At 75.0% G+C, this 13634-nt stretch carries 12 protein-coding genes; 4 read left to right on the forward strand and 8 right to left on the reverse strand.

Annotated features, from left to right (window positions below; all coding sequences use genetic code 11):
• Positions 1-54 precede the first annotated feature (54 nt).
• From ACWIYF_RS18015 to ACWIYF_RS18025, 3 genes are read left to right on the forward strand one after another with little or no spacing between them, the layout of a single operon-like run.
• Complete coding sequence (locus tag ACWIYF_RS18015) at positions 55-678, forward strand: hypothetical protein (protein ID WP_448624199.1); 624 nt, start codon at positions 55-57, stop codon at positions 676-678.
• Positions 678-3212 (forward strand): putative PEP-binding protein, encoded by a 2535-nt coding sequence (locus tag ACWIYF_RS18020; protein WP_448624200.1) that lies wholly within the window; start codon positions 678-680, stop codon positions 3210-3212. Before ACWIYF_RS18015 ends, ACWIYF_RS18020 begins: the two co-directional genes overlap by 1 nt.
• The gene (locus ACWIYF_RS18025) at positions 3209-4303 is read left to right on the forward strand and encodes an acyl-CoA dehydrogenase family protein (protein WP_448624201.1); all 1095 of its coding nucleotides are present in this window, start codon (positions 3209-3211) and stop codon (positions 4301-4303) included. The genes ACWIYF_RS18020 and ACWIYF_RS18025 overlap by 4 nt, the downstream gene beginning before the upstream one ends.
• A 48-nt stretch (positions 4304-4351) precedes the next feature.
• On the opposite strand, the gene ACWIYF_RS18030 is transcribed toward ACWIYF_RS18025, so the two are convergent.
• From ACWIYF_RS18030 to ACWIYF_RS18055, 6 genes are read right to left on the reverse strand one after another with little or no spacing between them, the layout of a single operon-like run.
• Positions 4352-5593: an acyl-CoA dehydrogenase family protein gene (locus tag ACWIYF_RS18030; RefSeq protein WP_448624202.1), complete on the reverse strand. Its 1242-nt coding sequence runs from the start codon at positions 5591-5593 to the stop codon at positions 4352-4354.
• Positions 5590-6756, reverse strand: a complete 1167-nt coding sequence (locus ACWIYF_RS18035) for a thiolase family protein (RefSeq protein ID WP_448624203.1) — start codon at positions 6754-6756, stop codon at positions 5590-5592. Before ACWIYF_RS18035 ends, ACWIYF_RS18030 begins: the two co-directional genes overlap by 4 nt.
• A complete protein-coding gene (locus ACWIYF_RS18040) occupies positions 6753-7166 on the reverse strand; it encodes a Zn-ribbon domain-containing OB-fold protein (RefSeq protein WP_448624204.1) in 414 nt (137 codons plus the stop codon). Before ACWIYF_RS18040 ends, ACWIYF_RS18035 begins: the two co-directional genes overlap by 4 nt.
• Before the next feature lie 26 nt (positions 7167-7192).
• Positions 7193-8599, reverse strand: coding sequence for a dihydrolipoamide acetyltransferase family protein (locus ACWIYF_RS18045; RefSeq protein ID WP_448624205.1), 1407 nt, complete (start codon positions 8597-8599; stop codon positions 7193-7195).
• Between the two features lie 3 nt (positions 8600-8602).
• Entirely contained in the window at positions 8603-9589 is a 987-nt protein-coding gene (locus ACWIYF_RS18050; RefSeq protein ID WP_448624206.1) for an alpha-ketoacid dehydrogenase subunit beta, read from the reverse strand.
• Positions 9590-9629: 40 nt separating this feature from the next.
• Complete coding sequence (locus tag ACWIYF_RS18055; RefSeq protein ID WP_448624207.1) at positions 9630-10622, reverse strand: thiamine pyrophosphate-dependent dehydrogenase E1 component subunit alpha; 993 nt, start codon at positions 10620-10622, stop codon at positions 9630-9632.
• A 171-nt stretch (positions 10623-10793) separates the two neighbouring features.
• Between ACWIYF_RS18055 and ACWIYF_RS18060 the strand changes: the two genes are divergently transcribed.
• Positions 10794-11615 (forward strand): ThuA domain-containing protein, encoded by an 822-nt coding sequence (locus ACWIYF_RS18060; RefSeq protein WP_448624208.1) that lies wholly within the window; start codon positions 10794-10796, stop codon positions 11613-11615.
• Here the strand turns inward: ACWIYF_RS18060 and ACWIYF_RS18065 are convergent, their stop codons facing one another.
• The gene (locus ACWIYF_RS18065; protein WP_448624209.1) at positions 11616-12542 is read right to left on the reverse strand and encodes an SDR family NAD(P)-dependent oxidoreductase; all 927 of its coding nucleotides are present in this window, start codon (positions 12540-12542) and stop codon (positions 11616-11618) included.
• 25 nt (positions 12543-12567) lie between these two features.
• On the reverse strand, positions 12568-13539 hold the full coding sequence (locus tag ACWIYF_RS18070) for a TIGR03621 family F420-dependent LLM class oxidoreductase (protein WP_448624210.1): 972 nt from the start codon (positions 13537-13539) through the stop codon (positions 12568-12570).
• Positions 13540-13634: the final 95 nt, after the last annotated feature.

Here is a 13634-nt window from a genome sequence, read left to right on the forward strand (position 1 = left end):
CGGCCGCCGACCGTTGACACCGCGGCCCGCCTCTCGACGACAGGAAGTCCCGGCATGACCGACGCCTCCGCAGGTTCCCTCGACGAATCGACACGAGAGGCGCTGGTCGCGCTGGTGGTCCAGGGGATGCACCGCGGCGCCCTCTCCCCTGCCCAGCAGGGGCTGGTCGACGCCGGGCTGGCGATGGCCAAGGGTCCGCTGATCATGCCGACGCCCGAGGGCACCGCCGCGGCCCAGCAGCTGCTCCGCCTGCCCCCGGGCGGCGACGAGGAGAAGGCGCTGCGGCCGCTGTTCGAGAAGTTCCTGCCGGTCAACCACGAGCTGCGCGAGGTGTGCTCGGCCTGGCAGTTGCGCCCGGACGGCTCGCCGAACGACCACGCCGACGCCAGCTACGACGCCAGCGTGCGCGACCGGCTGGACGACGTCGACGACGCGATCGGCCGGATCCTGCGGCGCATGGCGGAGGCCCAGCCGCGGCTCGGGCACTACCGCGCCGACCTCACCGCGGCCCTGGAGAAGCTCGACGACGGCGACCCGTCGGCGCTGACCTCGCCGCTGTCGCACTCGTACCACACGGTCTGGATGCACCTGCACCAGGAGCTCCTGCTGCTGCTCGGCATCAGCCGCGCCGAGGACGAGCGGCTGGAGGCGGAGCTGGTCCGCGGCCAGACGGTCTGATGGCCTACCCGCCCGGGCCGCCGGCCCCCACCGCACGACTCGTCCCGTTCGGGCAGGGCCGGGTGCGCGGCCTGGGCCCGGAGGAGCTCGGGGTCCACGGCGACCAGATGGACCGCCTGGTCGCGCTCGGCCTGCCCACGGTCTCGGGCCTCACCGCGCCGGTCAGCCGGGCGCGGGAGCTCACCGACGTCGCCGCCGCCCGCGAGGCCGTCGACCTCGTGGAGGAGATGACCGGCCGGCGGGTCGGCTCGGCCGACCGTCCGCTGCTGCTGCGCCTGGTCCCCAGCGCGCCCGTGCCGGCCGCCGGGCTGCCGCCGGACCTGCCGGCGCTCGGCGTGACCCCGGCCAACGCCGCAGGGATCGTGGAGGTCATCGGCCGCGACGCGCACCTGCACGAGGTCTGGACGACGACGCTGCGGCTGATCGCCGTGGAGGCGCTCGACGTCGACCCGGACGACCTCGACGACGTGCTGGCCGGCGTCACCAGCCCCGATCAGCTCCCCCCGGTGATGGAGCTGATCGCGCAGAAGGGCAGCGCGCCGTTCCCCGACGACCCCGCCGAGCAACTGGCGCTGGCCGCGCGGGCCCTGCTGCGTCGCTGGGACTCCCCCCGCGGCCGCCGCGCCCGGCGGGCGCAGAAGCTGCCCGACGACCTCGGCCTGGCGCTGCACGTACAGGCGCTGTACATCGGCCCGTGGGAACGGTCGGGTCACGGCACCGCGAGCAGCCGCGACCCCGAGACCGGCGCGCTCGAGCCGCACGGCACGTTCCACCGGGGCGTGGGTCGCAGCTCGCCGCAGCCGGCGGGCACCGGCGAGCCGCTGTCGGCGCTCCCCGAGGGCACCGACCTGCTCCGGCACACGCTGGCCACGCTCGAGCACCACTTCCGCTCCGTCGCCCAGGTCACCTTCGAGCTGCGGGACGGCAAGCTCGCCCTGCTGTCGGCCACGCGGGTGGAGCACGCGAGCCCGCGGGCCGGCCTGCGGCTGGTCGTCGACCTCGCCAACGCGGGGACGATCGAGCGCTCGGCGGCGGTGCGGGCGGTGCGCGCGCAGACCGTGCAGGAGCTGCTGCACCCCCAGCTGCGGCTCACCGGCGCGGAGACACAGCTCGCCGAGGGGCTCGCGGCGTCGCCGGGGGCGGCCTCCGGCCTGGTCGCGCTGACCGCGCAGCGGGCGCTGGAGCTCACGGCGGGCGGCGTCCCCACCGTGCTGGTCTCCACCGAGACGACGCCCGGCGACGTGCCGGCGCTGGTGGCCTCCCAGGCGGTCGTGACGACGGGCGGAGGGCTGGCCTCGCACGCCGCCGTCGTGGCTCGGGGCGCGGGCAAGCCGGCGGTCTGCGGGGTCAGCGCGCTGAAGATCGACCGGGACGAGGGCACGGTCACCGCCGGCGGGCACACCATCCGCGAGGGCGACGAGGTCACCGTCGACGGCCGTTCCGGGCGGATCTACCTCGGCCGGGTCGACATCCGCGCGGCCGAGCCGCCGGCCGAGCTGGACTGCCTGCTGGCCTGGGCCGACCTGGAGCGGCAGCTCGGCGTGCGGACCAACGCCGACACTGCCCGCGAGACCGAGATCGCGATGCGGCTGGGGGCCGAGGGCATCGGGCTGTGCCGCACCGAGCACCAGTTCCTCGGCGAGCGGCTGCCGGTGGTGCGCAGCTTCCTGCTCGCCGAGGACGACCAGGCCCATCGCGCGGCGCTGCAGGCGCTGACCGACGCGCAGCGCGAGGACTTCGAGGCCCTCCTGCGCGCGGTCGGCGACCGGCCGGTGACCGTGCGCCTGCTCGACGCGCCGCTGCACGAGTTCCTGCCGCACGACGCCACGTACGCCGACCCCGAGCACGCCCGGCGGGCGACCGAGCTGCGCGAGGTCAACCCCATGCTGGGTCTGCGCGGGGTGCGGCTGGCGCTGCTCAACGAGGAGCTCTACCCGGCTCAGGCCGAGGCGCTGTTCTCCGCGTGGGTGACCGTCTCCGGGGAGGGCATCACCCCGCAGCTCGAGGTGATGATCCCGCTGGTGTCGATCCCCCAGGAGCTGGAGATCGCGATCGGCCAGGTGCACCGGGCGGCCGACCGGGTCGAGCGGGTGACCGGCGTGCGGGTCCCGTACCTGGTCGGCAGCATGGTCGAGACTCCTCGGGCCGCGCTGATGGCCGACAAGCTGGCCGAGCACGCGGACTTCCTGTCCTTCGGCACCAACGACCTCACCCAGATGACCTTCGGCTTCTCCCGGGACGACGTGGAGAGCCGGCTGCTCACCCACTACATCGGCGAGGGTCTGCTGTCGGCGAGCCCGTTCGCGGAGTTCGACCCGGACGGCGTCGGCGCCCTGGTCGGCATCGCCGCCGAGAAGGCCCGGTCGGTGAAACCCGGCATCAAGCTCGGCATCTGCGGCGAGCACGGCGGGGACGCGGCCTCGATCCTGCGGATCGCGCCGCTCGGGCTCGACTACGTCTCCTGCTCGCCGCAGCGGGTGCCGATCGCCCGGCTGGCCGCCGCGCACGCCGCCGACAAGGACGCCGGGGCATGACGCTCCTGGACGCCGAGCGCGCCGCGGAGCTGCAGGACCTGCGCGCCGCCGTCCGCGAGGTGTGCCAGGACGCCGGCGGTCCCGAGGCCGTGCGCCGGCTCGACCCGGCGGGCCCCGGCTTCGACGCGGAGCTGTGGGACGTCCTCGCGACCCAGATCGGCCTCGGCGGGCTGGGGCTGCCCGAACGGGCCGACGGCCTGGGCGGGCTGGCCGAGGTGGCCGCGGTGTGCGAGGAGCTCGGCCGGGCGCTGCTGCCCGTGCCGTTCCTGACCTCGACCGTGCTCGCCGGCCAACTGCTCGCCGCGGCGGGGCCGGCTGCCGATGCGGCGCTGGCCCGGGTCGCGGCCGGCGAGGTCGCCGCGGCCGGCGTCACGGGGCCGGACGGCGTGTGGGACCCGGCGGCGGTGGAGCTGCGGGCCGACGGGGACACCGTGGACGGCGTCCTCTCGGTCGTGCCCGGCGCCGCGGGGGCGGCACTGTTCGTCGTCGCCGCGCAGACGGACGCGGGCCCCGACCTGTTCGCCGTGGACGCCGGGCCGGCCGTGACCGCGGTCGGCCTCGACAGCCTCGACCTGTCCCGGCCGGCGGCGTCCGTCACGTTCACCGACGCCCCGGCCACCCGGCTGACCAGCGGGGGCTCGGCCGGCGCCGTCGTCCCCCCGGCGCTGGACGTCGCGGCCATCGCGCTGGCCGCCGAGCAGTTGGGCGGCGCGGAGGCGTGCCTCGAGCTGACCGTGGGCTACGTCAAGGAGCGGCGGCAGTTCGGCCGGGCGATCGGCAGCTTCCAGGCGGTGAAGCACGCCTGCGCCGACCTGCTGGTGCAGGTGGAGACCTCCCGCTCCGCGGTCGTCCGGGCGGTCGAGGCCGAGGGCTCCCCCGACGCGCTGGCCGAGGCGGCCTCGGTGGCCCAGGCGTGGTGCTCCGAGGCCTATCGCACGGTCACCGCGGAGACGGTGCAACTGCACGGCGGGATCGGCTTCACCTGGGAGCACGACGCGCACCTGTACTTCCGCCGCGCCCGCGCCGACGCGCTGCTCCTCGGCGGCGCCGCCCACCACCGCGAGCGCCTGGCCCGCCTGCTCGACTGGTAGTCAGGGCTTTCGGTACAGAAAGCCTGGCTCTCGGCGCCGACGGTCCGCTCAGCGGCGGCCGAGCTGGGACCAGGGCACGTCCTTGTCCACCCGCGGCTCCGCGGGCAACCCGAGGACCCGCTCGGCGATGATGTTGCGCTGGATCTGGTCGGTGCCGCCCGCCAGCCGGTAGCCGGGCGCGCCCAGGACGTGCTCGGTCCACCCGAACGTCCCCGGCTGGCCGGTGTCGGCAGTGATCCGCGAGCCGAGCAGGTCGGCGGCGGTCTCCCCGGTGCGCACGAGCAGGTCCGAGGCCAGCAGCTTGCCGATCGAGGCGCCCGGTCCCGGTGAGACGCCGGCCGCCGCGGCCCGGGCCACCCGCTCGGCGGTCGCCGCCCGCAGCACGGTGCGCACGTACAGGTCGGCCAGCGCCTGGCGGACCACGGGATCGCCCGCGCGGCCCACCGACCGCGCCACCCCGAGCACGTCGGCGAAGGTGCCGCCCTTGCGCCGCGTACCCGAGCCGGACGCCGTCCGCTCGAACGAGAGGGTCGCGGTCGCGACCCGCCAGCCCTCGCCGACCCCGCCGATCCGCAGGTCGTCGGGCACGCGGACGCCGGAGAGGAACACCTCGTTGAACGAGGCGCCCCCGCTCATCTGGCGGATCGGCCGGATCTCCACGCCGGGGGTGTCCATCGGCAGCAGGAACGCGGTGATGCCCTTGTGCTTGGGCACGTCGGGGTCGGTGCGCGCGAGCAGCAGGCCGTAGTCGGCCTGCCGCGCCCCCGACGTCCACACCTTCTGCCCGTCGACCACCCAGCTGTCGCCGTCCCTCACCGCCCGGCAGCCCAGCGCGGCCAGGTCGGAGCCGGCGCCCGGCTCGCTGAACAGCTGGCAGGCGAGCAGGTCGGTGCGCAGGAACGGCTGGGCGTAGGCGGCCCGCTGCTCCGGCGTGCCGAACATCGCGACCGCCGGCCCGACCAGCCCGGTGGTCACGCTGATCAGCTCCGTGGACGGCGGCACCGCGAACGCCGCCTCCTCCTGCGCCATCACCATCGCGAAGGACGCCGGCAGCCCGGCCCCGCCCTGCTCGACGGGCAGCGTGAGCGCGCCGTAGCCGGCGTCGTACCGGGCCCGGCGGTAGCCGCGCACCGCGTCGAGCAGCCGCTCCTCCTCCTCGTCGGAGAGGTTGCGGAAGACCGCGAGGTCCGGCGGACCGTCGTCCTCGGCCTCGGCGCTCTTCGGCGGGACGGTCGCGGTCAGCCAGGCGCGCACCCCGGCGCGCCAGGTCTCCAGGTCCGGGGTGCTCATGCCGCCCCCTCGTCGACGGTGAGGACGGCGCAGGCCGAGATGCCCGGCGCGCCGTAGACGTGGGTGAACCCGACCCGCGGCCCCCCGGGCACCTGGTAGCCCGCCGCCCGGCCCTGCAGCTGGCGCACCACCTCGTGCACCTGGCGCAGCCCCGAGGCGCCGACCGGCTCGCCGTTGGCCAGGCAGCCGCCGTCGGTGTTGACCGGCAGCCGCCCGTCGAAATCGGTGTCGCCGTCGGCCAGGAGCTGCTCCTGCTCGCCGGGCGCGCACAGGCCGGTCTCGGCGAGGTGGATCATCTCCGACCCGCTGTCGGTGTCCTGCAGCTGCGCCACCTGGACGTCGGACGGCGAGACCCCGGCCTCGGCGAACGCGGCCGCGGCGGCGTCGATGCTGGGGCTGTGCCAGGGCTCGGGCGCCAGCCAGGGCGAGAAGACCTCGAACGAGCCGAACCGGCGGGTGCGCTGGGTGACCGCGGCCAGTCGCACCGGGCGGTCGCAGAGGTCGGCGGCCCGGTCACCGCGTGCCAGGACGAGGGCCGCGGCACCCTCGTTCGGCTGGCAGAACATGAACTGGGTGAGCGGCTCGTTGACCGGTGCGGCGGTGAGCACCTCGTCCTCGGTGAGCGGCTTGCGCCGCCAGGCCATCGGGTGCGCGGCGCCGTTGCGGAAGGCGCGCGCGGAAATCCGGGCGAGCGTGCGGTCGGAGAGGCCGTGCTCGTGCTGGTACCGCCGGGTCTTCATCGCGAAGTACTGGGTGGTGACCATCATCCCGGTCTGCGCGTACCAGACGCCCAGGCCGTAGGCCGCGGGATCGGCGCCGAACGCGCCGCGCTCGTGCTTGTCGAACCCGACGACGGCGACCAGGTTCGCCCGCCGGGACTGCAGCGCGCTCACCGCGGTCGCCATCGCCACCCCGCCGGTGGCGCAGCCGTTGCGCACCGTGGTGAACGGCAGGCCGGTGAGGCCCAGCCGGGCGACCAGCGAGTCCGGCTTGCCCGACACGTTGCTGCCGCCGACGGCGAAGTCGATGTCGGTCCACGCGACACCGGCGTCGGCGAGCGCCGCGCGGAGGGCGTGCTCGGCCATGTCCAGGCCGCTGACCCCCTCGTGCCGGCCGAACGGGTGCATGCCACCGCCGACCACGTAGACGTCGTCCGGTCTCATGCGTCCTCCTCGGGCGCGAAGGCGTAGGTGACCACGGGCGCGCCGTCGGTCTCCCAGGCGGGTTCGAGCACCAGCCGCACGGGCAGGCCGATCCGCAGCCCCTGGGGGTCGGCCAGCAGGTGGGACTCGACGAGCACCTCGCCCAGGTCGACGTAGCCGACCGGGAACGGCCGGAAGCCGGCGGCCGGCGGCACGTACGGCGCCTTGGGCGCGAAGCCCTGCACCGTCCACGTCCACACCGTGCCGCGGTCGGGCAGGGCGTACGGCGCCATCGCCGGGTTCGGGCACTTCGGGCAGGACCCGGACGCCGGGAAGGTGACGGTGCCGCACGCGTCGCACCGGCTGCCCGCGAGCCGGGGCGGGTCCAGCGAGGCGAACAGGGTCGCGTCGACCGGAGCGGGATCGGGCACGCGGGACCTCCAGTCCCCGCCGGCGGTCAGCCGGCGAGCAGCAGGTGCGGACGGGCCAGCAGGCCGCTGACCGTGCGCAGGAACTCGGCCGCGGGGGCGCCGTCGACCGCGCGGTGGTCGAAGGACAGGCTGAGGGTGAGCACCGAGGTGCGGTGCGGCACGTCGCCCTCCCACCGGACGCCGTCCCGGACCCGGCCGACGCCGAGGATGCCGGTGTTGCCCGGGTTGACCACGGGCGTGAAGAAGTCGACGCCGTAGGAGCCCAGCGAGGTGACGACGAACGTCGCCCCCTCCAGCTGGGCCAGCGTGAGCCGGCCCGCGCGGGCGGTCTCGGCGAGCTCGCGGGTCTGCTCGGCGATGTCGACCAGCCCGCGCTTGTCGGCGTCCCGGACGACGGGCACGAGCAGCCCGTCCGGCACGGCCACCGCGACGCCGACGTGGATCTCCTCGAGCAGGTGGATCGCGTCGTCGCGCACGGTCGCGTTGAGGATCGGGTGCTCGATCAGCGCGTGCGCCGCCGCCCGGACGACGAAGTCGTTGATGGTCGGCACCCGCAGACCGGTGCCCGCCCACTCCCGCTTGAGGTTCTCCCGCAGCGCCAGCAGCGCGCCGACCTCGGCCTCGTAGCCGTGGGTCAGCTGCGCCATCTCCTGCAGGCTCGCGTGCATGTTGCGGGCGATCGCGCCGCGCATGCCGGTCAGCGGGATCACCTGCCCGGCGCGTGGTCCGGCCGGCGCCGGCACCGCCGCGGGGGCCGGCACCGCCGCCTCGGTGGCCGCGGCGGTCACGTCGGCGCGGCGGATCCGGCCGCCCAGGCCCGTGCCCCGGACCTGGCTGAGGTCGACGCCGGAGGCCGCGGCGTGCCGGCGCACCAGCGGGGAGACGACGGTGCCCGCCGGCTGCGCCTCGGCGGCGGGGGCGGGCGCGGCCGCCGGCTGGGCGGCGCCGCGGGCCAGGGCCTCCTCGACGTCCTCGGAGACGATCCGCCCACCGGGTCCGGTGCCGCGCAGGGTCTCCAGATCGACGCCGTGCTCGGCCGCGACCCGACGGGCGTTGGGCGAGGCGAGCAGCCGGCCCTCCCGGTGCACGGGCCCGGAGCGCTCCGGCGCGGTCAGCTGCAGCTCGCCGACGTCGTCGGCGGCCGGCGACTGCAGGGCGGCGACCGCCGCGTCCGGGGCGTGGTCGGGGGCCTGCTCGTCCCCCTCCAGCAGCCAGGCGATGAGCGCGCCCGGGGGCAGGGTGGCCCCCTCGTCGGCCACCGGCTGGAACCGCCCGCTGCCCTCGGCCTCGACCTCGGCGTCGACCTTGTCGGTCGAGATCCGCAGCAGCACGTCGCCGTGGCTGACGACGTCCCCGGCCTTGGCGACCCACTCGACGATGGTGCCTTCCTCCATCGTCAGCCCCAGCTTGGGCAGCAGGACCTCCTGGGCCACGGCTCAGCCCCGTGCCAGCAGCCGGCGGCAGCCGTCGGCGATGTTCGTGCGATCGGGGACGTAGGTGTTCTCCAGCACCGGGCTGAAGGGCACCGGGGAGAACGGGGCGCCGACGCGCAGCACCGGGGCGTCGAGGTAGTCGAACGCCGCCTCCTGGATCTGCGCGGAGATCTCCGCACCCAGCCCGCCGAAGGTGACCGCCTCGTGCACCACGAGGATCCGGTTGGTCTTCCGCGCCGAGGCGACGATGGTGGCGGTGTCCAGCGGCTGCACCGTGCGCGGGTCGATGACCTCGGCGGAGACGCCCTCGGCGGTCAGCTGGTCGGCGGCGGCGACCGCCTCCACCGCCATGCGGCCCAGCGCGACGATCGTGACGTCGGTGCCCTCGCGCAGCGTGGCGGCCTCGCCGAACGGGATCCCGTAGATCTCCTCGGGCACCTCGCACTTGGCGCCGAGCAGCTTCTTGTTCAGCATCATGATCACCGGGTTGTCGTCCCGGACTGCGGTGACCATCAGGCCCTTCGCGTCGTAGGCCGACGACGGCATGGCCACCTTCAGCCCCGGGGTGTGCGCCAGCCAGGCCTCCAGGCTCTGGCTGTGCTGGGCCCCGGCGGACAGCCCCGCGCCGGCGGCGACGGTGACCACCATCGGCACGCGGACGTCGCCGCCGAACATGAACTTCATCTTCGCCGCCTGGTTGACCACCTGGTCCAGGCAGACGGCGAGGAAGTCCATGAACATGATGTCGACGACCGGCCGCAGCCCCCGCGAGGCCGCGCCCACGCCCAGACCGACGATCGCCATCTCCGAGATCGGGGTGTCGATCATCCGCCGGTCGCCGAATTCCTCCAGCAGCCCGTCGTACATGCGGAACACCCCGCCGTACCCGGCGACGTCCTCGCCGACGACGAAGACGTCCTCGTCCTCGCGCATGACCTGGTGCAGGGCCTCGTTGTAGGCCTTGACGTAGGTCAGCTCGCGCACGGGCATGCGGGTCTCCTCCTGCGGGGGTGCGGGCCGGGTCCCGGGTTCAGTCGCTGTAGACATTGCGGGTCACGGTCGACGGGTCGGGCTCGGGGCTGTTCTGGGCGAAGGCGATGGCGTCCGCGGCGTCGGCCCGGGTCTCGTCCCAGATCTTCTGGAAGGCCGCGGCGTCGGCGACGCCGTCGGCCGCGGCGCGGGCCTCGAGCAGCTCGATGGCGTCGCGCTTCTTCCAGGCCTCGACCTCCTCCTCGGTCCGGTACGGCCGCCGCAGCCCCTTGACGCCCTGGTGGTCGTAGTAGCGGTAGGTCTTGGCCTCGACCAGGCTCGGACCCTCGCCGGCGCGGGCCCGGTCGACCGCCCGCTGGACGGCCTGCCGGACGGAGACGACGTCCATGCCGTCGCAGATCTCCTTGGGCATCCCGTAGGCGTCGGCGCGGTCGGCGACGTCGGTGAGCAGCATGTGCCGCTCCTGCGCGGTGAACTCGGCGTAGCCGTTGTTCTCGCACATGAAGACGACCGGCAGCTTGAGCACCGCGGCCATGTTGGCCGACTCGTGGAAGGCGCCGATGTTGCTGGCGCCGTCCCCGAAGAAGGTCATCGCGATGCCGCCGTCGTTCTTGTACCGGCTGGCGAACGCGGCCCCGACGGCGATCGGCAGCCCCGCGCCCACGATCCCGTTGGCGCCGAGCATGCCGATGGACAGGTCGTTGATGTGCATGCTGCCGCCGCGGCCGTGGCAGTAGCCGTCCACCCGGCCGAACAGCTCGGCGAACATGGGCCGGAACTGCGCCCCCTTGGCGACCGCGTGCCCGTGGCCGCGGTGGGTGGAGGTGATCTGGTCGATGTCGGTGAGGGTCGCCATGGCTCCGGCGGCGACCGCCTCCTGGCCGACGTAGAGGTGCAGGAAGCCGGGCAGCAGGCCGCCCTCCATCAGCCGGCCGGCCTCGGTCTCGAAGACGCGGATCCGCACCATGCGCCGGTGCATGTCGAGCACCTCGTCCGCGCCGAAGCCCTCGATCGTCGGGGAGCCCCCCGTCAAGGTCGCCGTTCCCCCGGCCTCCGTCATGTGCCCGCCTCGGTCATCCGGTCCGGCGCGCGCCGCGCGCGGAGCTGGTCGAGGACGCCCCGGTGTGCGCCAGGTCACGCCCGTTACTGGTGAGAAGCTACAGTAAGCCGGGAGGCGGGAACAGACCACCGCGGAGGAGCAGCGATGGCCGGGCGCACGACCCGCGTTCTCGTGGTGACCGGGGGCCACCGCGTCGACCTCGATGCGCTGCTGGGCATGGTCGCCACGCTGGCCGACGAGCGCGGGTGGCTGTGGACGCACGCCGTCCAGCCCTCCGCGCAGCGGTGGCTGGCTCCCGAGCACGCCGGCGCGTGGGACGTCCTGCTGCTGCACGACCTGCCGGGGCTGCACCTGCGCCGCGGCGAGCCGCCCCGGCCGGTCGGCCCCTCCGAGGAGGTGGCCGCCGCGCTCACCGGCCTGCTCGAGCGCGGCGTCGGCGTCGTCGCCACCCACCACGCCCTGGCCGGCTGGCCGGCCTGGGACGGCTGGGCCGACGCCCTCGGCGGGCGGTTCCTCTACGCGCCGGGCCCGCTGCACGGGCGGCCGTGGCCGTCCTCCGGCACCCGGATCACCGGGTACACCGCGCGCGTGGCGGCGCCCGACCACCCGGTGTGCGAAGGCCTCGCCGACTTCTCCCTCACCGACGAGCTCTACTGCTGCCCCGTCTTCGAGGACCGCGTCGTCCCGCTGCTGCGGCACGACGCCGACGTCTCCCCCACCCGGTTCATAAGGACGTACGAGCACGTGCTGGTCGGCGAGGAGGCCGCGCCCGACTGCACCGGGCACCCGCCGGCCAGCGACCTCGTCGCCTGGGCCACGCGCGCGGCGGCCAGCCCGGTGGTCTACGTCCAGCCCGGTGACAGCGGGACGACGTTCGGCCTGCCCGGGTACCGGCGGCTGATCGGCAACGCCGTCGACTGGGTCGCGTCCGACGAGGCGCGCGCCTGGGCCCGCGCCGAGCGCTGATCAGGCGCGGGCGTCGGCCTTCGGTGGGTCGCCGAGGTTGGGCAGCGCGGTGATGTCGAAGTCGGGCCGGACGTCGAGGACCGGCGAGGGCGGCGGCAGCACGGTGGGGTGGCCGAGCCAGAGCCCGACGTTGTCGCCGGAGCGGCCCTCGGGTCCCTCGGCCAGCAGCTCGAGCATCACCTCGGCGACCCGGTCGGGGTCCATCCACCACGCGAGCAGCTCCGCCGGCGGCTCGGTGCCGGGCTCGTAGCCGTAGCCGAAGAACCCGCGGTTCATCGCCGAGTCGGTCGCCCCGATGCAGAGGTTGTTCACCCGGATCCCGTGCGGCCGCAGCATCTTCGCCCAGGACTGGGTCAGCCCGTTGAGCGCCCACTTCGACGCGTCGTAGAGGTCGAGGTAGACCCAGCCGGTCGTGCGCCGCTCGTGCCGCCAGGGGCAGGTGGGGGCGTCGGCGTGGTCGACCGGGTCGGGCCATCCGCAGGTGTGCACGTGGTCGGTGGAGACGTTCACGATCTCGCCGCCGCCCCGTTCCACCATGAGCGGGGCGACCGCACGGCCGAAGAGGAACGCCCCCTTGAGGTTCGTCCCGACGACGGTGTCGAAGTCGGCCAGCGACTTGTCCCAGTCGTCGGTCGGGGTGGTGACGGCGACGACGCCGGCGTTGTTGACCAGGACGTCGACCCCGCCGGTGCGCGCCGCCGCCTGCCGCACCACCCGCTGCACGTCGTCCGGCCGGGACACGTCGGCGACGACGCCGGTAACCCGCCCGCCGCCGGCACTCAGCTGCTCCGCCGTCCGCTCCACGTCGGGCCGGACGTCGCAGATGGTGACGACGGCGCCGGCCCGGGCGAGGGCGGCGGCGAGGGACCGGCCCACGCCGACCGCGCCGCCGGTGACGATCGCCGTCCTGTCGTCGAGCGAGAACACGTGCCCTCCCGATGTGTCGACCCGGTCAGCGGCCGGTCAGCCGCTCCACCACGGGGGCGAAGGCGTCGATCGCCCGGTCGCCGACCGTGACGTACGAGAAGCCGTAGACCTCCCGGCGGCGCTCCAGCTCCTCGCAGATGTCGTCCACCGAGCCGACCAGTGCGTGCGGGAACGTCCGGAGCTCCTCGCCCGCCATGCCGGTCTGCGCGCTGAGCTGCTCCTCGGTCGTCGCGCCGCCCTCGACGGCGAGGAAGTAGGCCGCGAACTCCAGCTCCAGGTCCCCGAAGCGCTCCCCCGCGCCCTCCCGGACCCAGCCCAGCTTGCGCACCGTCTCCTCGTGCCCGGAGCTCGCGACGCTGTCGGCCCCGATGACCCCGGAGCGGTTGTTGAAGTTGATGCTGACGACGTCGGCCTCGGCGCCGGCCAGCCGCAGGATCCGCGGGGCGCCGCCGCCGACGGTGATCGGCGGCGCGGCGTCGAGCAGCGGCAGCGGCGACATGTCGGAGACCCGCACGTGCTCGCCCCGGATGTTCGCCGGGCGGCCGGCGAAGAACTCCTTGAGCAGTGCGATGAACTCGGCGAGGTGCCGGATCCGCTCCCCCGCCGACGGGAACGGCAGCCCCATCGCGTCGTACTCGGCCTGCAGCCAGCCGGCCCCCAGCCCGACCTCGGTGCGGCCGTCGGAGAGCTCGGCGAGCGTGGCGATCTCCTTGGCCAGGACGTAGGCCGCGTGGTAGCCGACGCAGAACATCCGGCAGCCGATGCGCAGCGTGCTGGTCACCTCCGCCGCGACCGCCATCGCCGGGATCGGCGCCAGCGTCACCGGCCGGTGCCCGGTGGAGTCCGAGACCGGCCCCGGCCCGAGGTAGTGGTCGGAGGTGTGCAGCGCCGAGTAGCCGAGCGCCTCCACCCGGCGGGCCAGTTCCCGCCACGCCTTCCCGGACTCGGGCCGGTAGGCCTGGACGGCGAACCGGAAGGGGTGCTGCGGTGTGGTCATGGCGGCGGCTCCGCTCGCCGGCACCGGGGCGCCGACAGGGTTTCTTGACGCTGACTCCAGTTGGCGGGAACCATAACGCACCGGTGGAGGGAGCG

Source organism: Geodermatophilus sp. URMC 64 (genome assembly GCF_053502555.1).